Annotated in this window: 20 protein-coding genes; 13 read left to right on the forward strand and 7 right to left on the reverse strand. The window is 72.4% G+C overall.

Annotation, left to right across the window (positions count from 1 at the left end):
• Positions 1-4: 4 nt before the first annotated feature.
• Positions 5-853, reverse strand: coding sequence for an SCO6745 family protein (locus OC439_RS23820; RefSeq protein ID WP_262015408.1), 849 nt, complete (start codon positions 851-853; stop codon positions 5-7).
• A gap of 139 nt (positions 854-992) precedes the next feature.
• Positions 993-1,742, reverse strand: a complete 750-nt coding sequence (locus tag OC439_RS23825; RefSeq protein WP_262015373.1) for an FKBP-type peptidyl-prolyl cis-trans isomerase — start codon at positions 1,740-1,742, stop codon at positions 993-995.
• Positions 1,743-1,805: 63 nt separating this feature from the next.
• Here OC439_RS23825 and OC439_RS23830 point away from each other — a divergent pair, with 63 nt between their 5' ends.
• Positions 1,806-2,198, forward strand: a complete 393-nt coding sequence (locus tag OC439_RS23830) for a PPOX class F420-dependent oxidoreductase (protein WP_120572015.1) — start codon at positions 1,806-1,808, stop codon at positions 2,196-2,198.
• Positions 2,199-2,247: 49 nt separating this feature from the next.
• Here OC439_RS23830 and OC439_RS23835 read toward each other — a convergent pair whose 3' ends face one another.
• Positions 2,248-3,255: a Ku protein gene (locus tag OC439_RS23835; protein WP_262015374.1), complete on the reverse strand. Its 1,008-nt coding sequence runs from the start codon at positions 3,253-3,255 to the stop codon at positions 2,248-2,250.
• A gap of 87 nt (positions 3,256-3,342) precedes the next feature.
• Between OC439_RS23835 and ligD (OC439_RS23840) the strand changes: the two genes are divergently transcribed.
• The 8 genes from ligD (OC439_RS23840) to OC439_RS23875 all read left to right on the forward strand — a co-directional run bounded on the left by ligD (OC439_RS23840) (position 3,343) and on the right by OC439_RS23875 (position 12,046).
• On the forward strand, positions 3,343-4,281 hold the full coding sequence (ligD, locus tag OC439_RS23840) for a non-homologous end-joining DNA ligase (RefSeq protein ID WP_262015375.1): 939 nt from the start codon (positions 3,343-3,345) through the stop codon (positions 4,279-4,281).
• A complete protein-coding gene (ligD, locus tag OC439_RS23845; RefSeq protein ID WP_262015376.1) occupies positions 4,271-5,185 on the forward strand; it encodes a non-homologous end-joining DNA ligase in 915 nt (304 codons plus the stop codon). The genes ligD (OC439_RS23840) and ligD (OC439_RS23845) overlap by 11 nt, the downstream gene beginning before the upstream one ends.
• Positions 5,186-5,294: 109 nt before the next feature.
• Positions 5,295-5,993: a TIGR03089 family protein gene (locus OC439_RS23850; protein ID WP_262015377.1), complete on the forward strand. Its 699-nt coding sequence runs from the start codon at positions 5,295-5,297 to the stop codon at positions 5,991-5,993.
• Between the two features lie 311 nt (positions 5,994-6,304).
• Positions 6,305-7,162: a GNAT family N-acetyltransferase gene (locus OC439_RS23855; RefSeq protein ID WP_262015378.1), complete on the forward strand. Its 858-nt coding sequence runs from the start codon at positions 6,305-6,307 to the stop codon at positions 7,160-7,162.
• Entirely contained in the window at positions 7,155-7,454 is a 300-nt protein-coding gene (locus OC439_RS23860; RefSeq protein WP_262015379.1) for a hypothetical protein, read from the forward strand. Before OC439_RS23855 ends, OC439_RS23860 begins: the two co-directional genes overlap by 8 nt.
• Before the next feature lie 92 nt (positions 7,455-7,546).
• Positions 7,547-7,888, forward strand: a complete 342-nt coding sequence (locus tag OC439_RS23865) for a type II toxin-antitoxin system HicB family antitoxin (RefSeq protein WP_262015380.1) — start codon at positions 7,547-7,549, stop codon at positions 7,886-7,888.
• 144 nt (positions 7,889-8,032) lie between these two features.
• A complete protein-coding gene (locus OC439_RS23870) occupies positions 8,033-8,989 on the forward strand; it encodes a zinc metalloprotease (RefSeq protein ID WP_262015381.1) in 957 nt (318 codons plus the stop codon).
• Positions 8,990-9,139: 150 nt separating this feature from the next.
• On the forward strand, positions 9,140-12,046 hold the full coding sequence (locus OC439_RS23875) for a hypothetical protein (RefSeq protein WP_262015382.1): 2,907 nt from the start codon (positions 9,140-9,142) through the stop codon (positions 12,044-12,046).
• 47 nt (positions 12,047-12,093) lie between these two features.
• Here the strand turns inward: OC439_RS23875 and OC439_RS23880 are convergent, their stop codons facing one another.
• A complete protein-coding gene (locus tag OC439_RS23880; RefSeq protein ID WP_262015383.1) occupies positions 12,094-13,773 on the reverse strand; it encodes a DNA repair helicase XPB in 1,680 nt (559 codons plus the stop codon).
• A 216-nt stretch (positions 13,774-13,989) separates the two neighbouring features.
• Here OC439_RS23880 and OC439_RS23885 point away from each other — a divergent pair, with 216 nt between their 5' ends.
• Together OC439_RS23885 and OC439_RS23890 are read left to right on the forward strand one after the other, a co-directional pair.
• The gene (locus OC439_RS23885; protein WP_262015384.1) at positions 13,990-14,865 is read left to right on the forward strand and encodes a L,D-transpeptidase family protein; all 876 of its coding nucleotides are present in this window, start codon (positions 13,990-13,992) and stop codon (positions 14,863-14,865) included.
• Positions 14,866-15,010: 145 nt separating this feature from the next.
• On the forward strand, positions 15,011-15,247 hold the full coding sequence (locus tag OC439_RS23890) for a hypothetical protein (protein WP_262015385.1): 237 nt from the start codon (positions 15,011-15,013) through the stop codon (positions 15,245-15,247).
• A gap of 1 nt (position 15,248) precedes the next feature.
• On the opposite strand, the gene OC439_RS23895 is transcribed toward OC439_RS23890, so the two are convergent.
• Positions 15,249-17,711, reverse strand: coding sequence for a helicase C-terminal domain-containing protein (locus OC439_RS23895; RefSeq protein ID WP_262015386.1), 2,463 nt, complete (start codon positions 17,709-17,711; stop codon positions 15,249-15,251).
• A gap of 37 nt (positions 17,712-17,748) precedes the next feature.
• On the opposite strand from OC439_RS23895, the gene OC439_RS23900 reads away from it, so the two are divergent.
• Both OC439_RS23900 and OC439_RS23905 read left to right on the forward strand, forming a co-directional pair.
• A complete protein-coding gene (locus OC439_RS23900; RefSeq protein WP_262015387.1) occupies positions 17,749-18,372 on the forward strand; it encodes an HAD family hydrolase in 624 nt (207 codons plus the stop codon).
• A gap of 28 nt (positions 18,373-18,400) precedes the next feature.
• Positions 18,401-18,787 (forward strand): cold-shock protein, encoded by a 387-nt coding sequence (locus tag OC439_RS23905; protein WP_026267952.1) that lies wholly within the window; start codon positions 18,401-18,403, stop codon positions 18,785-18,787.
• Here OC439_RS23905 and OC439_RS23910 read toward each other — a convergent pair.
• Both OC439_RS23910 and OC439_RS23915 read right to left on the reverse strand, forming a co-directional pair.
• Positions 18,748-19,578: a 1,4-dihydroxy-6-naphthoate synthase gene (locus tag OC439_RS23910; RefSeq protein WP_262015388.1), complete on the reverse strand. Its 831-nt coding sequence runs from the start codon at positions 19,576-19,578 to the stop codon at positions 18,748-18,750. The two genes, OC439_RS23905 and OC439_RS23910, sit on opposite strands and share 40 nt — an antisense overlap.
• Before the next feature lie 34 nt (positions 19,579-19,612).
• A complete protein-coding gene (locus OC439_RS23915) occupies positions 19,613-20,323 on the reverse strand; it encodes a TetR/AcrR family transcriptional regulator (protein ID WP_262015389.1) in 711 nt (236 codons plus the stop codon).
• Positions 20,324-20,350 lie beyond the last annotated feature (27 nt).

The following is a 20,350-nucleotide window of genomic DNA, read 5'->3' on the forward strand; positions in this document are numbered from 1 at the left end:
CGGTTCAGTGCGGCTGCGCCGCCTTCGCCGAACGCTGCGCCGGAAGGCCGATCGGGGCCTTGGCCGGGATGATCGTGCGGCAGCGCGTCGCGATCGGTTCCAGCAGCTCCCGCAGCCGGGCGGTACGCTCCGCGCCCAGTGCCCGCCACGGACCCGACGCGGCCCGGTCGGTGGCCTCCTCGACCACGCGGAACGTCTCTGTGGCGTACGCCGTGGGGTCCAGGTCGTCGGTCAGCCAGCCCTTGTCCACCAGGCGCTGCTCGGCGGCGGTCCACTGCTCGTCGGTCCAACCCCGGGCCGGCTGGTGGAACTCGCGCGACTGGTCGACCCGGCACCGCCAGGCCACCACCTCGACCGGTTCCAGGCCCGTGGTCACCAGCGCCGCCACGTGCCCGTCGCCTCGGTGCTCGCGCAGCGTCGCGGCGGCCTGCCAGAGCCGGGCCAGCGGGTATTCGCCCCGGGGCAGGGCGGCGTTCACCGCGCCGAGCACCCGCCCGGCCGTGTCCACCCGCCCGGCCGCCTCCTCCAGCAGGTCGGCGGCCTCGACCAGGTGCGATTCGGGCAGCTCGTAGGTGAACTCGGCGAGCGCCTGCACACCACCGGTGAGCCGGGCCCGCAGCGCCTCCTCCGGGGTGGCCAGACGCCACACCGACGGCAGGGCGCGGGCCACCATGGCCGGCGCGAAGCTGAAGAACGCCGCAGTCACCGCCGGCGCGTCGACCGCCCCGAGCGGCGCGGCCCGGCCGGCGAAGTAGCCGCGCCAGTAGCCCCGCAGCCCGACCGCCTCGAACGCGGCCCGGGCCCGGGGGTGAAAGTAGGTCACCGCGTGGACCGGCTCGTAGAGCGTCCACATCTGCCGGGTCACCCCGGCCTCGTCCAGCGCCGCCACGTGCACCTCCGCGTCGGTGGGCAGATCACCACGGACGGACGTGCCGCCCGTGGTGACCATGAACCTACTGCCGCTGGGTGACCGGACGGAAGCCCGGAGTGATCTACTGCGCAGCCAGCACGTCGACGACGAAGCGCAGCGGGCCGGCCGGGCGGCCGCCCGCGGCGTCGTTGCCGTACGCCAGCTCGGCCGGGAGGTCCAGCTGGACCCGGCTGCCCACCGGCACGCCGACCAGGCCCTGGTCCCAGCCCTTGATGACCTGGCCCACGCCGATCTGGAAGGTGGCCGGCTGGCCGTTGTCCCAGGACGCGTCGAACTGCTTGCCGTCCTTGTAGAACACGCCCACGTAGTTCGTGGTGATGTTCTGACCCGCCTTCACCGCCGGCCCGGTGCCCTTGACGAGCGTGGTGACCGTGAGCTTCTTCAGCTCACCGGTGCCGGCCTGCACGGTCGGCTTGGTCTTCAGCGCCGGGTCGATGCCGGCGGGCAGCTCCTGGGCGGGCGCGGTGGGCTCGGCCGGTGCGGTGGGGCTGGCCGAGGAGCCGGCGGTGGACGCCTTGTCGTCGTCCCCGCTGTTCAGCCAGACCAGGCCGCCGACCAGGGCCACCACCGCGAGCACGCCCACTGCCGCGCCGAGGATCGACTGCCGTCGGCGACGCGCCTCGGCTGCCTTCTTCTCGGCCAGCTGGGCGGCCAGCCGCCGCTGTGCCTTGGTGGCCGGGGCCTGGCCCGCCGACCGGTTCTCCACACGCTCGCTCACGTCGACTCCCTGCAGGGTGGGTGGGTGCGCCCCCGGCGGGCCGCCGCCGAGGCCAGCGCACACGGTACCCGCCCGGAGCCCCAGCGTGCCCATACGGCCACCACGATCCAGACACGAAGCCCGATACGAGGGCACCGCGCGGGGTAGTTTCCGACCATGGCGATCCTCAACGAAGAAGACCTGGCCCTGCTCGGCGAGCCGCAGCTAGCGCACGTGGCGACGGTCGAGGCCGACGGCACCCCGCACGTCACCCCGGTCTGGGTGGACACCGACGGTGAGCACGTCGTGTTCAACACGGCCAAGGGCCGGCAGAAGTACCTGAACATGTCCCGTAACCCGGTGGTCGCGGTGTCGGTGGCGGACAAGGCCGACGACTACCGCACTCTGTGGATCAAGGGCACCGTCGAGTTCGTCACCGAGGGCGCCGACGAGCACATCGACCGGATGGCGAAGAAGTACCTGGGCCAGGACACCTACCCCTGGCGCCGCCCCGGCGAGGAGCGCGTCATCGTCCGCGTCACCCCGACCGAGAAGCTCGGCCGCGGCTGAGCGGTGCGGGCCCCGCCGTCCATCGGGGGCGGGGCCTTCGCCGTACGCGTCAGGCGCTCTTCTTCTTCGCGGGCGCCTTCTTGGCCGCGGTCTTCTTGGCCGGCTCGGCCTTCTTCGCCGCCGTCTTCTTCGCCGGTGCCTTCTTGGCAGCCGCCTTCTTCGCCGGTTCGGCCTTCTTCGCCGCCGTCTTCCCGGCCGGCGCCTTCTTCGCGGCCTTCTTCGCCGATCGGGCCGACGAGATCGGGGTCGGCTCGGCCCCGCCGCCGGACGGCGCCTCGCCCCGGGCCGCCCGGGCCCGCTCGACCGACGCCTTCAGCGCGGCCATCAGGTCCACCGCGGCGGCGGGCGCGGCCTCTTCCTCCTCCGGCTGCACCACCTCGCGGCCCTCGACCTTCGCGTCGATGACCTCCTGCAACGCCGCCCGGTAGTCGTCGGTGAACGCGTCCGGCTCGAACTCCCCGGCCATCGAGTCGATGAGTGAGCTGGCCATCGCCAGCTCCGGCGGGCGTACCTTCAGGTCCTCGTCCAGGAAGCCGAAGTCGGGCCGGCGGATCTCGTCCGGCCACAGCATGGTGTTGAGCAGCAGTACGCCCTCGCGGACCCGCAGCGTGGCCAGCTGCTCGCGCTGGCGCAGCGCCACCTTGACGATCGCCACCCGTTCTGAGTCGGACAGCGCGTCGCGCAGCAGCACGTACGGCTTGGTCGCCGAGCCCTCCGGCTCCAGGAAGTACGCCTTGTTGTAGAGGATCGGATCGACCTGCTCGACCGGTACGAACTCCAGCACGTCGATCGCGTGCGACGTGCTCAACGGCAGGTCGGCGAAGTCCTCGTCGGTGAGGATGACCATTTCGCCGCCGCCGATGTCGTACCCCTTGGCGATGTCGTCGTAGGTGACCTCCTCGCCGCAGACCGAGCAGGTGCGCTTGTAGCGGATCCGGCCGCCGTCCTCACGGTGCACCTGGTGGAAACGGATGTCCTTCTCCTCGGTGGCCGAGTAGACCTTCACCCCGATCGACACCAGGCCGAACGACACCGCTCCTTTCCAGATCGCCCGCATTCCCGCGCTCCTCTCCCCGGTTGACCACCAGAATCGCAAACGATCGAACGGGACGCACGCGCTTCCGTGCCCAACTACAGTCAGGAGGTGCCCGGCGCGCCGTTGAAGCCGATGCTCGCGACGACCGGGCCGCTCCCGGCCGGCGCCGCCTGGTCGTACGAGTTCAAGTGGGACGGCGTCCGCGCGCTCGCCGACATCTCTCGCGGCGACAGGCACTTCTACGCCCGCTCCGGCGTCGAGATCACCACCGCGTACCCGGAACTGCTGAACCTGGCCGAGCAGGTAGGCGACGCGCTGCTCGACGGCGAGGTCGTCCTCTTCACCGACGGGCAGCCCTCGTTCACCGCGCTCGCCGAGCGGATGCACGTGCGTAACCCGGTCAAGGCGGCGCGGCTGGCGGCGACCGTACCCGTCACGTACATGATCTTCGACCTGTTGCGGCTGGACGGCGTCGACCTGACCGCCCGGCCGTGGCGGGAGCGGCGGGCGGCGCTGGAGTCGCTCGGGCTCGGTGCCGCCCGGTGGGCGGTGCCGCCGGTCTTCGGCGACGGCCCGGCCACCTATGCGGCGGCCGGCGAGCACGGGCTGGAGGGGGTGATGGCCAAGCGGGTCGACTCGCTCTACCGGCCCGGTGTGCGCTCGCCGGACTGGGTGAAGGTCAAACTGGAGGTCACCGGCGACTTCGTGGTCGGCGGCTGGCGACCGGGCGCGCGGCGTATCGGCGGTCTGCTGGTCGGCGTGCCCGGCCCGGACGGGCGGCTCGTCTACCGGGGGCGGGTCGGCGGCGGGATCGGCGCGGCCATCGAACGGGAACTGCTGCGCGAGCTGGAGCCGCTGCGCGCCACCGACTCGCCGTTCGCGGCCGGCGTGCCGCGCGAGGATGCCCGGGGCGCGATCTGGGTAACTCCCCGGATCGTGGTGGAGGTCAAGTACGGCCAGCGCACGCCGGACGGCCGGCTGCGCTTCCCGCGTATCCTGCGCCTGCGCCCGGACAAGCCGCCCGAGGAGGTCGACGATGCCGTCTGACCGGCTCAAGGTCGAGGTCGAGGGGCGCTCGCTGGAGCTGTCCAACCTGGACAAGGTGCTGTTCCCGAAGGCCGGGTTCACCAAGGGCGAGGTGATCGACTACTACACCCGGATCGCCCCCGCGCTGCTGCCGCACCTGAGCGATCGCGCGCTGACCCGGATCCGGTTCCCCAACGGCGTCGACGGCGGCTCGTTCTTCGAGAAGAACGCACCCGCCGCGACCCCCGGTTGGGTACGCACCGAGAACCTGCCCGCCCCCGGGTCGACGAAGGGGCGGGAGACCATCGACTACGTGGTCTGCGACGAGCTGCCCACGCTGGTGTGGCTGGCGAACCTGGCCGCGCTGGAGCTGCACACACCGCAGTGGAAGATCGGCGCGCACCCGGACATGATGGTCGTCGACCTGGACCCGGGCGCCCCGGCGGCGCTCAAGCAGTGCTGCCAGGTCGCGCTGCTGATGCGCGACCGGCTGGCTTCCGACGGGATTTCCTCGTTCCCGAAGACGTCGGGGAAGAAGGGCATGCAGCTCTGCTGCCCGATCGCCGGCACGCAGGACGCCGAGATCGTCTCCGACTACGCCAAGCGCATCGCGCAGGAGCTGGAGCAGGCGCACCCGAAGCTGATCGTGTCGAAGATGGCGAAGAACCTGCGCCCGGGCAAGGTCTTCATCGACTGGAGTCAGAACAACGCGGCGAAGACGACTGTGGCGCCGTACTCGCTGCGGGCCCAGCCGGTGCCCTCGGTGTCCACGCCGCTGACCTGGGACGAGGTGGAGGCCGGAGCGGCGGGGAAGCGGCCGTCCACGCGGCCGTACACCGCCGGCGAGGTGCTCAAGCGAGTGGAGAAGCAGGGCGACCTGCTGGCGCCGCTGCTCGACGGTGGTCCCGAACTGCCCGCGCGCTGAACGGGGCTGCTTCATCTGTCCCTGCCGGCTCGGTGTCGGCGTGCTCGGCTGTCCCGGCCGGCTGGCTCCCGCGGTTAGGGTGAGCGGACCGACAGACAGGAGTCCGCGCATGGCCCACCAGACAACCGTCGCCGTCGCGCCCGACGCGGTCGGATACCCGCTGCTCAGCTACCACGACGACGCGACCGGGGAACGCACCGACCTCACCGCCGCGCAGCTCGGTGAGTGGACCGCCCGCAGCGCCGGGCTGCTCCGCGACGGGTGCGGGCTGCGCCCCGGTGACCGGGTGGCGGTGCTCCTGCCGCCGCACTGGCGTACCGCCGCGGTGCTGCTCGGGGCCTGGTCGGTCGGGCTGTCCGTCTCGTTCCGGCCCCGCGCGCTGGCCGGGCTGCCGGTGCTGGAACCGGACGCGGACCGGCCGTACGACGCGGTGTTCGTGACGCCGGAACGCCTCGACGACTGGCTGGAGGACGTACCCGAGGGGACGCACCGCTACCTGGTGGGCACCGGGCCGGGGCCGCTCGCCGAGGTGCCGCCGGGCTGGCTGGACTGGTCCGCCGAGGTGCTGCGCCACCCGACCGACCCGCCGGACTACACCGCCGTCGACCCGTCCGACCCGGCCACGCCGGACGGCACCAGCTTCGGCGCGTGGCGGCGCCTGGCCGCCGAGATCGCCACTCGGATGGACCTGCACCCGGGCGACCGCCTCGTGGTGAACCCGACCGAGGACGAGCAACCCCTGAAGTGGCTGCTGGCCCCGTTGTCCGCAGGCGCCACAGTCCTGATCCACGCCACCCCCACCCCGTAGCCCTCGCCCGAGCCCTCCGAGCCCCCGTCGATCTTGCGGTTTCGGCCCTCCTGGTGCCCGGGTTGCGGCTTCTGTCGGGGCAGCGACTGCATGATCGACAGGGTGGTGGGGGCGCTTCTGCCGATCTTGGAGTTGTGGCGCCCAGATGGTCGGATCGGCGGCCTTTGTGAGGTGCCACAACTCCAAGATCGCGGTGGGCGGGTGGGTGGGGTGGGGCGGGTGGGGAAAGTGGTTGACCGTGGGGGGCGGGGTGGGGCCTACTGCGTCGGGGTGCCGGACCGTGAGGGTCGGGCGGGGTGGCGGGAGTGGGCGTGGGCGGGATCGATGGGCTGGTGTGGCGGGAGTTCGGCGAGGAAGACCTGCCCGCCTTGACCGGCCTGGCGCAGGCGTGCCTCGCTACTGACGGCGGGTTGCCGCTGTTCGGGCGTACCCCGTTGGCGCGGGCGCGGCTGCTGCACACGCGTACCCACGGCGCCTGGTCCGGCGACGACCTGGTCGCGGCCGTCGGGGTCGGCACCGGGCGGACGCCCGCCACCGCCACCGGCCTGGTGCACCCGGCGTGGCGCGGGCGCGGACTCGGCGGCGCGCTGCTGGACCGGGCCGAGAAGCACGCCGGCGACGGGGGCCTGCTGGTCACCACGGAGACGTGGAACGTGGCAGCGGAGGAGTTGTTCGCGGCGCGCGGTTACACGCGGACGTTCCTGGAGTGGGTGCTGCGGCACGACCTCGACGTGCTGCCCGAGGTCGCCGCGCCGAACGGCGTGGCTGTGGAGCCTGCCACGCTGGGGCCGGAGTTGTTCACCATCTACCGCGCGTCGTTCGCCGACCGGCCCGGATTCGTGGAGCCGGAGGCCGACGAGTGGCTGGGCGACCTGCGCGACGACGAGGACTTCCGCCCGGAGCTGACGCTGCTCGCACGCGGCCCGGACGGTGCGGCGGCCGGCTTCGTCACCGTGCTCGACAACTGGATCGACCAGGTCGGCGTGGTGCCCGGGTGGCGCGGGCGACGGGTCGGCGCGTACCTGGTGGCGCGCGTCCTGCGCGGCCTCGCCGACGCGGGCGCGGACGCCGCATGGCTCTGCGTCAACGACGACAACCCGGCCGCCGGGCTGTACCGGCGGCTCGGCTTCCGCGACTTCGGCCGCCGCGCCCGCTACCTCCGTGACTGATCCGGCGCGGGAGGCGATTCTGCGGGCCCTCGCCGACCTGTGGGCGAACGGCTGCCCGGTGCCCGCGCCTGAGCTCCACGAACGGATCGCCGACGTCGGACTGCGGCGCTGGCGCAGCGTCGCGCGCCGGCACCGGGGGCGGCGGCTCGGCCCGGACGACCGGCTCAGAGATCTGGTACGCGGACTGGTCGCCGCGTTCGAGCCGGACCCCGGGCTGGTCGGGCCGCTGGTGCGCGACTACGAGTGCGTGGCGCGGGTGATCGTCGACGCCGTGACGTCTACGACTCGTTGATGGTACTACTTGCGGTACCATTGACGTTGTGCCGTCCATAGCCAGGCTCGTCGAAGCGATGCGCAGGAGCCAGCCAAGAAGGAGGCCATGTGATGTCCGAGTCCCGTCCCGAGATCTCGCACTACACCTACCGCGTCACGTGGTCCGTCGAAGACCAGGAGTTCGTCGCCACCTGTGCCGAGTTCCCGTCTCTGTCGTGGCTCGCCACCACACAGATCGAGGCACTCCAGGGGCTCCAGGAGATGCTGCGTGAGGTGATCGCCGACATGGCGGAACAGGGCGAGCAGATCCCGGAGCCGCTGTCCGAGCGGAGCTACTCGGGCAAGTTCAACCTTCGGGTCGGCGAGAGCCTGCACCGCGAGCTGGCCCTCCATGCCGCCGAGGAGGGCATGAGCCTCAACCAGTACGTGCTACGGAAGCTGAGCGCCGCCTGACCCGCCCCAGGGCGAGCCTCCCCCGCCGGGGGCTGTTGCGGATGCTCGGTGACGTGGTCTTATGGCGGGACGACGACGTCATCGACCCGCAGCTTTGACAACCCCGCGTCGGTACTCCTTTCATGCCTCTCGAAAGGTGCAACGATGCACAGGAAACCGACGATCCACCTGGCAGTGCTCGTCGCTGCCGCAGCCGCGTTCCTGACCGCCGGCGGAGCCCCCGTCGCGGCCACGGCCGCACCCGTGACCGCCTCTCCCGCCGCCGAATGTGAGCCGGGCGCCGACACGCACAGCGCCGCCCGGGTACGCGAGGGCGCCACCGCCAAGGAGCCCGAGCTCTACTCGACGAACGAGGCCAAGGCGTACGGCGTCATCAAGGACTCGCCGCGCCTCGCGAACGGCAGCGTCACCGTCCCGACGGTCTTCCACATGATCTCGGACCACGAGCTGAGCGCGGCCGAGAAGGCCCGCTGGAACACGCTCATCTCGGCCCAGATGACGGTGCTCAACGACTCGTTCGCGGGTCGTACCGCGGCCGACGCGTCGGACACGCCGTTCCGCTTCTCGCTCGTGGACACCACCTGGACCGTGAACAGCGCCTGGTACACGGTGGTGCCGGGCAAGAACGAGCGGGACATGAAGAAGGCGCTCTACACCGGTGACTCCCGCACGCTGAACGTCTACGCGGCGAACATCGGTGACGGGCTGCTCGGCTGGGCGTACTTCCCGAAGGGCTACAACAACGGCCGTGACTACATCGACGGCGTGGTGATGCTCGACGAGTCGATGCCGGGCGGTACGGCCGGCAAGTACGCGCTCGGTGACACGCTGACGCACGAGGTGGGCCACTGGCTGATGCTGGAGCACACGTTCGCGCACGGCTGTTCCGCGTCCGGCGACTTCGTGGCGGACACGCCGCGTGAGGCGGCGCCGCAGTTCAACTGCCCGATCGGGGCGGACACCTGCACCGCGCCGGGGCTGGACCCGATCCACAACTTCATGGACTACACGCAGGACTCCTGCATGAACATGTTCACCCCGGGCCAGGCCGACCGGATGAGCGACGCCTGGGTCGCGTTCCGGGCCAGCGGCAAGGGCTGACCGTCGGACCGGGCGGGCCGCGCCGATGCGGTCCGCCCGGTCGGCTCAGGCCAGCCGAATCGGCGTACGCCTCTGTCGTCCCCCTTCGATACCCTCATGCGACTCGACGGCGATGCACGCCGTTGTCCTACGGGGGGAAGGGGCATCGTCGTGCGCGCACGAAGAATGCTCGCCGCGTCACTGGGCATAGTGCTCGGTGCCGGCCTGATCAGCGTCGACACCGCTCCGGCGCAGGCCTACGAGCACCGGACCACCGGCAAGTCCGGCTGGGCCTACACGGATTCGCAACAGCCGAGGAAGTCGTTCGTCAACACGGACGGGGACGCGCCGGTCGGCGCCTGGACGGACGCGACCGGCACGAAGCACAAGTCCCGGTCCTACTTCACCTTCGACGTCTCGCGTTTCCGCGGGACCGTCATCCACAAGGCGGACCTGGTCGTCGCGGAGCGCTCCGCGGCGGACTGCTCGATCGCCCAGCCGGTCGAGCTGTGGCGTACCGACCCGATCACCGCGACCACGAGCTGGGCGTCGAGCCCGCGCCGTCGCGAGCTGCTCGGCACGGTCCAGGCCGGCGGGGAGGCGGCCTGCCCCGGCTATCTGGCGTGGGACATCATGCCCGCCCTCCAGAAGCTCGCGGATCAGGGCAAGCAGACGCTCACCGTCGAGATCCGGCTGCCGCACGGCTCCGAGGGCAAGCTCTCCCACGGTCGTAAGCTCCGTCCGTTCCCGGTGATCAACAGTGAGGCGAACCACGCGCCGACGGTCGGGCAGATCGGGATCGACTTCCCGGCCTGGGCCTGCGGGACCAAGACGAAGCCGCAGCCGGTGGGGCCGCGCAACCACGGCCTGATGGTCAAGGGCGCGGACGCGGACAGCAACGACGCCAACTACCGGGGGCAGTTCGCGGCATGGCCGGTCGGCCACGAGGAGCAGCGTGCCGAGCAGTTCGGATACAGCTACGGCGGCGCCCTCTCGAAGCTCGACTGGGACATGTCGCAGTACCCGCACGGCACAGTGGTGGCCTGGACCGCCCGCGCCTACGACGATCACGACTTCTCGCCGTGGGCCGAGCCGTGCTACGTCAAGGTGGACGCGCAGCGACCCGCCGCCCCCGTGGTGACCTCGGAGAAGTACCCGAACGACGGCCTGCCGCACGGTGGGTCGGGGGTGCCGGGGACGTTCACGTTCAAGGCCAACGGCTCGCCGGACGTGGTCGGCTACTACTGGGGCCGCTTCGGCGACGCGTACCACTACATCCCCGCGCCGTCGCCCGGCGCCGACGTGACACTCGAATACACCCCGACCTCGTTCTCCGACTCGCTGAGCGTGCGCAGCGTGGACAGCGCGTCGAACTCGTCCGAGACGGTGCACTACGAGTTCCGGGTGAAGTCGACCGCGCCGCAGGTCGAGGTGACGATGGCCGGCGTCGGGCTGCCCAGCAAGCTTGCCTTGTCGACGAACGTGGAGGGGGTCACCGAGTTCGGGTACCGCATCGGTGACGGCGCTGAGACCCGGGTGCCGGTGAACCCCGACGGCCCGACCGAGATCCCGGTGACGTTCGCCGAGGGGGGCCTCGTCAAGGTCGAGGTCCGCAGCTATGCCGGGAGCGAACTCGTCGGCGGGTACACCGAGAACGTATCGGTCCGCGACCTCCCGACCGTGGAGTCGGACGACTTCGACTTCCCCGAGCACGACGGGGTGGTGGACCGTCCCGGCACCTTCACGTTCCGGCCCGGCCGGACCGGTGTGGTGGCGTACGAGTACACGTTCGGTGGTGGCGATCTGCTGCGCATCGACGCGGCCACGGACGGTACGGCGGTGCTGCGCTGGACGCCCACCGAGGGTGGCTGGCACGTGCTGAACGTCCGGAGCATCAGTGCCGACGGCACTGTTTCGGAGACGCAGGAGCAGCAGTTCAACGTCATCGACACCAAGCCGTACGTCTCCTCCAGCACCTACTACGAGAACGGCGCCTGGGGCGGCGTGGGCATCCCCGGTGAGTTCAACTTCGACACCGGCATGCCCGACGTCGACGCCTACCTCTTCCGCCTCAACGACGGGCCGGAGCAGGTCGTCGACCCGGACTACAGCTGGGCACGGGTGACGCTCACCCCGGACCGTTCCGGCAGCAACACGCTGACGGTGCGTACCCGGTTCCAGGACGGCTCCTTCTCCCCGACCCGGACGTACACGTTCGAGGTCAGCGACGCGCCGGTGGTGACGTCCGAGGACTACCCGGAGAACGGTGAGGGCGGCCAGCCCGGGCAGACGGGCCGGTTCACCTTCAACCCGGGCCGTTCCGGCGTGACCGAGTACCGCTACGTGCTGGAGTACGCCGGCGAGGAGCAGGTGGTGGCCGCCGGCGCGGACGGCCGGGCCACCGTCGAGATCACGCCGACGCACTCCGGCTACACGCTGCTGACTGTCACCAGCCGGACGGCCGACGGCACGGTCAGCCCGGAACGCCGGTACTACTTCCGGGTCCGCGACGCCCGGGTGAACGTGAGCAGCGCCTACGACGAGTACAGCCCGCGTGGCGGGATCGGGTCGGTCGGCACGTTCGGGGTCTACACCGAGATCAGCGAGGTGACGACCTTCGAGTACCAGCTCAACGGCGGCGCCTGGCAGAGCGTGCCGAAGAAGCCTGATGCGCTGGTCACGGACATCACGGTGACCATGGACCGCAACGGCGCCAACCTCATCTCGGTACGGGGGCGTACCGCCGCGGGCGACTACACGCCGCAGACCGACTACCCGTTCCTGGTCGGCACGGCGCCGCTCGTCAGCTCGGGCACCTACCCGGCCGGTCAGTGGTCCGGCGGTGTGGGCGTGGCCGGTGAGTTCACCTTCACCCAGGGCAGCCCGGGTGTGACCGAGTTCGAGTACACAGTCGAGGACGGGCAGCCGGTGACCGTGGCCGCGAACGCCGCCGGAGTCGCCACGGCGACCTTCACGCCGACCTCGGCCGGCTCGTACAGCATGCGGGTGCGCGGCCGGACCACCGACGGCGCGTGGACCGACACGACGAGCTACTACTTCCTGGTCAACTACTCCTGACCCGGTCGTGACGGTGGGTCGCCCGATAGGGGCGGCCCACCGGTCGCTCAGTCGACTGTGGGCAGCGACGGCCCGAGCACGTCGTCGGCGTCCACGATGGTGTACGCGTACCCCTGCTCGGCCAGGAACCGCTGCCGGTGCGCGGCGTACTCGGTGTCGATGGTGTCCCGCGAGACCACCGTGTAGAAGTGCGCCTGCCGGCCGTCGGCCTTCGGGCGCAGCACCCGGCCCAGCCGTTGCGCCTCCTCCTGCCGCGAGCCGAACGTGCCGGACACCTGGATCGCCACCGCCGCCTCCGGCAGGTCGATGGAGAAGTTGCCGACCTTCGAGAGCACCAGGGTCCGCAACGAGCCGGAGCGGAACGCGTCGAACAGCCGCTCGCGTTCCTTGTTCGTGGTGGAGCCCTGCACGATCGGCGCGTCCAGGTATTCGCCGAGCTGGTGCAACTGGTCGAGGAACCCACCGATGACGAGGACCTGCTCGTCCGGGTGCCGGTCCACCAGGGCCCGCACCACGGGCAGCTTCGTGCGGGCGGTCGCCGCCATCCGGTAGCGCTCCTCGGCCTCCGCCGTCGCGTACGCGAGCCGTTCCGCGTCGGTGAGCGTCACCCGTACCTCGGTGCACTCCGCCGGGGCGATCCAGCCCTGCTGCTCGATGTCCTTCCACGGCGCGTCGTACCGCTTCGGGCCGATCAGGCTGAACACGTCGCCCTCGCGGCCGTCCTCGCGTACCAGAGTCGCGGTGAGGCCGAGCCGGCGACGGGCCTGAAGGTCGGCCGTGAAGCGGAAGATCGGCGCGGGCAGCAGGTGCACCTCGTCGTAGACGACCAGGCCCCAGTCGCGGGCGCCGAACAGGTCCAGGTGGGTGAACGCGCCGCCGCGCCGCGAGGTGAGCACCTGGTACGTGGCGATGGTGACCGGGCGGATCTCCTTGCGCTCGCCCGAGTACTCGCCGATCTCCTCCTCGGTCAGCGAGGTGCGGGCGATCAGCTCCCGCTTCCACTGCCGTCCCGCCACCGTGTTGGTGACCAGGATCAGCGTGGTCGCCTTCGCCTCGGCCATCGCCGCCGCCCCGACGAGCGTCTTGCCGGCACCGCAGGGCAGCACCACCACGCCGGACCCGCCGGCCCAGAACGCCTCGACGGCCTCCCGCTGGTAGGACCGCAGCGTCCACGGCTTGCCGCCGTCCTTGCCGGCCTCGGCCAGCTCGATCGGGTGCGCCTCGCCGTCCACGTACCCGGCCAGGTCCTCGGCCGGCCAGCCCAGCTTGAGCAGTGCCTGCTTGAGCCGCCCCCGCTCGGACGGGTGCACCGCGATCGTGTCGTCGTCGATCTTTGCGCCGAGCATACCGGCGAGCTTCTTGCTCTTGGCGACCTCGATCAGGACCACCCGGTCCAGCGCGCGCAGCACCAGACCGTGCACGGGGTCGTTGGCGAGCTGCAGCCGGCCGTACCGGTCCATCGTCTCGGCCACGTCGACGAGCAGTCCGTGCGGCACCGGGTAGCGGGAGTACTTGATCAGCGAGTCGACCACGCCCTCGGCGTCGTGGCCGGCGGCCCGGGCGTTCCACAGGCCCAGCGGCGTGAGCCGGTACGTGTGCACGTGCTCGGGGGAGCGTTCCAGCTCGGCGAAGGGCGCGATCGCCATCCGGCACGCCTGCGCGTCGGGGTGATCCACCTCCAGCAGCAGCGTCTTGTCCGACTGCACGATCAGTGGTCCACCGCTCACGCCAGCGTCCTCTCGCATCGCCCGGAACCCGCTGCCCGGAAACTCGTCGCCCGGAACCCGGTCGCCCGGCATCCCGTCCACACCCCGGCTGACCTGCCGCAGGCCGACCATCCAGTGTTGCACGCCGGAGGGCGCCGCAAAAAAGTCTCGCTGGACAGGCAACGTCATACTCGTCCCACACGTCTAGCAAGCGGGACGACTGTCCAGGGAGGGCCCATGCAGCGTGTCCGGTTTCTCGCACGGGCCACCGCCCTGGCGGTGGTCGTGCTGGTCGGTGTCGGCGCCTGCGCGCTCGATCCGCAGGCGGAAGGCGCCGGGGGCAGCACCCCCGGCCCGGTCGGGCTGACGGAGGGAGCATCGGGGGCGAGCGCGTCGCCCGCGCCGGAACAGCCGGTCACGTCCCCGTCGGCGCAGCCGAGCCGGACGGCCTCGCCGAAACCCTCCCGGTCGCCGGAGGCGACGAGGACGACGAAGCCCAAGCCGAAGCCGAGCGCGTCCGCCGGGTGCCCGCAGGGGGAGCACCAGCGGGCGGTGGAGACGTACCTGACGCGGCTGGGCGGCTTCGGGACGCTGACCGTGGACGGCGAGCAGTCCGCCGCCGACTGCGCGGCGATCAAGAAGTTCCAGATCCGGTACGGGATCAGCCCGTCCTCGGGTCGGGCCGGCCCCACCACGTACGACGTGGCGAAGCGGCTCGCCGCCACCGACACCGCGCGGTGCAAGGCCGGTTCCCGGCTCACCTTCTGCGTCGACCTGACCCGGCAGACGGTCTGGGCGATGCGCGGCGGGAAGGTGGTGATGGGCCCGACGGTGACGCGCACCGGCATGTCCGGCTACGCCACTCCGGCCGGCACGTACTCGGTGGGCCGGAAGAACCCGCGCGAGTGGTCCAACCCGTACGAGGTGTGGCTGCCGTACTGGCAGCAGTTCAACGGCGGGATCGGCTTCCACGAGACCACCACCTACCTGCACAACGGCGCGATCGGCTCGCACGGCTGCGTGAACCTGCTGCACCGTGACGCGGTACGCCTCTGGGAGCTGGGTTCGGTCGGCACCCGCGTGGTCGTGATCGGCCGCCGCCCCGGCACCTGAGCCCGCCGCCCCGGCACCTGAACCGGCCCGGAACCCGCCCCACCCGTGACCGGACCGCCCGGATCAGGGTTTTAACCCCTGTCCGCGCGCTCCGGTTGGTGTAACCCTGGAAGCCGGGTCCATGCCGGGACGGGGAGGGACTGCCATGACCGTTGACCAGGACGTGCTTCCCGAGGACGAACGGACGCGGCAGCAGGAGGTGCCCACGGCGGTGGTGCTCGCCTACGCGGCCGCCGCCGCCGGGGTGTTCGGCTGGTTCCTGTTCGGGCTGCTCGTGCAGCAGCAGGGCTTCGTCGACTCGGTGGGTGAGGCGGCCGGTACCGCGTTCGCGTTGCTGCTGGCCGTGTCGGTGATCGGCACGCTGCGCCGCAACGGGGAGTAGCTCACTCCTCCAGCACGGCCGCCGTGATCCGGTGCAGCGCGAACGTGTGCAGCATCTCCGTCCGGTCGTCCTCGGCGCGCAGGTAGCCGGCACCGATCGACACCGGCCGGACCAGCCGGGACGCCGTCGCCCCGTGCGCGTCGACGTAGCCCACCCAGACCAGCGCCTTGTCCCGTACCGCCTGTTGGAGCACCGCCAGCGCGTCGCCGTGCCCGGACACGGGCACCGGCCCGCCCGCCGCCGGGGCGCCGCGGACCACTGCCGGGGCCCGCCGGGCCGCCCTCGCCGCCGCCTCGCCCCGGCGGATCTGCTCGACCACGCCGAGCAGGCGGGGCATCGGCAGCTTCGGCGTGGCGAGCGGGTCGACCGCACGACCGATAGCGGTACGCGCCGGTGCCCGCCGGGTCTTCGGGCGCGCCACCACCGTCGCGCCGCCGGCGTCCTCCGGCACCGGGGCGTACCCGGCGTCGCGCAACGCGGTGAGCATCCGGTTGACCTGGTACGGGGTGACCAGCACCGTCGGCGCGAGCCGGCGGAACGCCAGCGGCTCCAGTCGCCGGTCCGCCTGCACCTCGGTGAGCAGTGCCTCGTCGTCGCTGCGCACGTACGCGCCGGCCGACCCGACGCGCAGGCCACCGTGCTTGCGGGCCACGTCGTCGACCAGATAGGTCAGGCCCTGCGGCACCGGGGTACGCGAGCGGCGGCGGAACAGCGCGTGCAGGTCGTCGGCGGTGTAGCCGGCGTCGAGCGCCCGCCTGATGCTCCCCGTGGTGACCCGGTGCACGCTGGCTCCGCCCGCCGACTCGTGCTCGGCCACCACGTCGAGTTCGGCGGCGAGCGCCGGGTCGGGCGGGCCGGGCACCACCACCGTCAGGTCGGCCTGCACCAGCACGTGGTCGACCGGGGCGGGCAGCAGCCCGTCCAGCGCCCGTACCGTCGTCGAGGCGTCGCCCGACTCGGCGTCGGAGCGCAACCCGAGGGGGTCGTCGCCGCGCTCGTCGGCCTCGGTCAGCTCGGCGAGCAGCAGCCGCCCGTACGTGGTGAGCGCGCCGAGCCCGGTCACGCCCAGCGTGGCGGCCTCGGCGAGCACCTCCCGGTGCGCCGTCTCCCGGCCCCGGGCCCGCCGGGGCGCGCGCCAGTCCAGCAGTTCCAGCACCTCGTCGGTGGTCGGCGCGGTGCCGGCCGGCAGGTCGGCCAGCACCGCGAGCACCGCACGCCGGGCGGCGGGCGCACCGGCTCGTTCCGCCTCGGCGGAGAGCACCGAGATGGGCCGGTCCCGGTCGTCGCGCTGCCCGATCAGGCCGGCCTGCCGGGGCATCGACATCCAGGCGCGGGCGAGCTGCTCCCAGCGCTGGGCCAGCGACACCGCACGCCACACCTCGTACCCGCCGGTGGGCAGGATCTGCTGGTCGCCGCCGTACCGGGTGGTGACCGCGCCGGTCAGCTCCATCTCCCCGGTCAGCCCGGCCGCGTACGCGACCTCGAACAGCAGCGCGGTGGTCGGCTCGTCCAGCCCGAGGCCACGGGCGAGCCGCCGCAGGTCGCGGACACCGACGCCGCCGGAACGCAGGACCGGTGCGGGTTCGGCGGTCAGCGCCTCCAGCATCGCCTCGGTGTGCCGGACCACCTCCATGGTCTGCCCGGCGCCGGCCGAGTCGACGGACTTGACCTCGCGGGGCGGGCCGGACACCACCGGCGGGCTGGTGCGCAGCGGGCCGAGCGGACCGGCGTCGCGGCGCAGCACCAGCCCCACCTCGCGGGGCAGTTCGACGGTGCCGTTGCGGCCGCCGGACATCCGGACCAGCAGCCGGTGCTCGACCAGCCAGCGGATCGGTGAGCCGGTCGGCGCGCCGCCGTTCACCAGGTCGGGCGGGAGGACGTCCTCGGTGCCGGTGGCGGGGGCCTCCAGCGCGCCGGGCGCCACGGTCCCGACCGGCGGCCCGGCGGCGAGCCGGTCCAGGACCGCCCGGGCGGAGGGCGGCGCGGAGAGCAGCGTCCGCCGCAGCTTCGCCGGGTCCGCGCAGAGGGCCGCCGCGCGCGGGTCCAGCTCCGCCGCCGGTCGGCCCAGCCCCGCCGGGTACGGGGACACCTCGTCGATGCCGCCGGCCACGCACAGGTCGTGCTCGGGGCCGTACAGCAGGAACCGGGCCCGGAGGCGGTCGACGGCGGCGCGGACCGCTGTGGGTGCGGGCGGGTGCGGCCCGGCGGCGGCCATGGCGAGGATCTGGTCGGTGGAGGTGGCGCCCTCGGGGCCACGGGTGAGGCGGGCGGCGTCGAGGATCTGGAGGGTGAACTGGTCCAGCCCGTCGAGCGCCCGGGCCACGGAGACCCGGGACTGGGCGCGCAGGGCGAGGGCGGACACGTCGGCCGGCACCGGCACGACGAGGTCCGGCCGCAGCTGGAGCAGGGCGGCAAGCGACTCGTCGGGGAGGGCCCGCAGGTGGTCGGCGAGTGAGGTGGTCATCGTCGTACCACGCTAGCCCGCTGGGTAGGTTCTCGGCATGCCTCCGCTGATGGTCGGCTTCGACCTCGACATGACACTGGTCGACTCCCGCCCCGGGATCGCCGCCGCGTTCCGTGCGCTCACCGCGCGCACTGGGGTGCACGTGGACGGGGAACTGGCCGTCTCCCGGCTGGGCCCGCCGCTGCGTACCGAGCTGGCGCACTGGTTCCCGCCGGAGCGCGTCGAGGAGGCGGTGACGCTCTACCGGGAGCTTTATCCGGCGTACGCGATCACCCCGACCGTGCCGATGCCGGGTGCGGAGGCCGCGCTGCGCGCGGTGCAGGCGCGCGGCGGGCGGACGATGGTGGTGACCGCGAAGATGGGCCGGCTGGCGAAGCTGCACCTGGACCACCTCGGGCTACCGGTGGACGAGCTGGCCGGGGACGTGTTCGCCGAGCAGAAGGCGGTCGCGTTGCGGGAGCACGGCGCGACGCTGTACGTGGGCGATCACGTGGCCGACATGGCCGCCGCGCGAGCCGCGGGAATCCCGGGCGTGGCAGTGGCGACCGGCCCGTGCTCGGCCGACGAACTGACCGAGGCCGGGGCGTACCTGGTGCTTGATGATCTCGTCGAATTCCCGAGGGCGCTGGACCGGATCATCGGGCTAGCCTTGGAGGGGTAGACGGTTCGAGTGGAGCGGGGTTCAACAGGTGCCGACGGGTCGAGTGAAGTGGTACGACGCCGCCAAGGGGTACGGGTTCGTCACCAGTGACGAGGGTGGCGACGTGTTCCTGCCGAAGGGCGCGCTACCGGCGGGTGTCGCCGACCTGAAGGGTGGCCAGCGGGTCGATTTCAGCGTGGTCGACAGCCGGCGGGGCGCCCAGGCGATGGGGGTCAAGCTGCTGGAGGCGCCGCCGTCCGTGGCGGAGCTGCGCCGCCGGCCGGCCGAGGAACTCCACGGCCTGGTCGAAGACATGATCAAGGTGCTGGAGGCGAAGGTCCAGCCGGACCTGCGCCGGGGTCGCTTCCCGGATCGGAAGACCGCGCAGAAGATCGCTCAGCTGGTCCACGCGGTGGCGCGCGAGCTGGAGGTCTGAGGGACGAGCCCGGCGTCGGCGGCCCGGCCCAGCAGCGCCTCCACGGCGGCGAAGCCGGCCTCTCCCAGGTCGGCGGTGAACTCGTTGACGTAGAGGCCGATGTGCCGGTCCACCACGTCGGGCTCCATCTCCTGCGCGTGCGCGAGGACGTACTCGCGGCTCGCCGCCGGGTCGGCCCACGCCTGGCGTACCGACTCGCGGATCCAGGCGGCGGCCTCGACCGGGTCGACAGCGCCCCGGCGGGCCAGGATCGCGCCGAGCGGGATCGGCAGCCCGGTGTCGCCCTCCCACCACTCGCCCAGGTCGACCAGGGCGGTCAGGCCGTGCCGCGGGTAGGTGAAGCGCGCCTCGTGGATGACCAGGCCCGCGTCGTACCGGCCGGCGGCCACGCCCGGCATGATCTCGTGGAACGGCACCACCTCGATGCGCGCCGGTGCCTGGCCGGCCGCCCAGAGGCGGAACAGCAGGTACGCGGTGGTCCGCTCGCCGGGCACCGCCACCGTCGCGCCGGACAGGTCGGTCCGGTCGCCACGGGTCAGCACCAGCGGGCCGCAGCCCCGGCCCAGCGCGCCGCCGCAGGGCAGCAGGTGGTAGTCGTCGAGCAGCCACGGCAGCGCCGCGTAGCTGACCTTCACCAGGTCGAACGCACCCCGCTCGGCGGCGGTGTTCGTGACGTCGACGTCCGCGTAGGTCACCTCGACCGGCGGCGCGCCCGGCACCCGGCCGTGCACCAGGGCGTCGAAGACGAACGTGTCGTTGGGGCAGGGGGAGATCGCCAGGGAGAGCGCCACGGTCCCACCGTAACCCCGGCGGCCGGGCGGCCCGTCACCCCGTCCGGTGTGACGTCCAGCCGTTCCGGTGCAGCCGCTCGATGCCGTCGAGCAGCAGGTCCAGCGCGAATTCGAACTCGAACTGGTCGTCGCAGCCCGGCCCGACCACCGAGTCGTCGTCGTGGGACGCGGCGGTGGCGATGGCCGCGAGGTGCGGGAACCGGGCGGCCGCCTCCGGTGGCAGGTCCGCCGGTGGGTCGGCGCTCGTCGCGCCCGACCGGCCCGCCTGCCGGGAGGTGTCGAACAGTTCCTGGCTGAAGCCCAGCACCCGGCTGCCCAGCGCGTGCATGACGTGGTGGGCCAGGTCGGTGGAGAACCCGCCCGCCCGCAGCGCGCCCACTGTCGAGTCGAGGTACGCCAGGACGGCCGGGGTGGGCGTGGTCCGGGACTCGATCGCCAGCGACGCCCAGGGGTGGCGGAGCAGCATCTGCCGCGCCGACAGGATGCGGCGGCGGATCGCCTGCTTCCAGTCGCCGGCCGCCGGCGGTTCGATCTCCGCGACGACGATGTCGATCATGCCGTCGAGCAGTTCGTCCTTGTTCGCGACGTGCTTGTAGAGGGCCATCGGCACGACGCCCAGGTCCTGCGCGAGGTTGCGCATGCTCAGCGACTCGATGCCGGTCCGGTCGGCGAGCACGACTGCGGTACGCAGGACGCGATCCCTGGTCAGGGGTGCCCTTCGCGCCGTCTCCACCCGCTCCGCCATGTCGTCCCCAGTCCTCCCGAAGGCCGT

Origin of the sequence: Micromonospora sp. Mcm103 (genome assembly GCF_024519755.1) — a bacterium.
Classification (GTDB): domain Bacteria; phylum Actinomycetota; class Actinomycetes; order Mycobacteriales; family Micromonosporaceae; genus Micromonospora; species Micromonospora aurantiaca.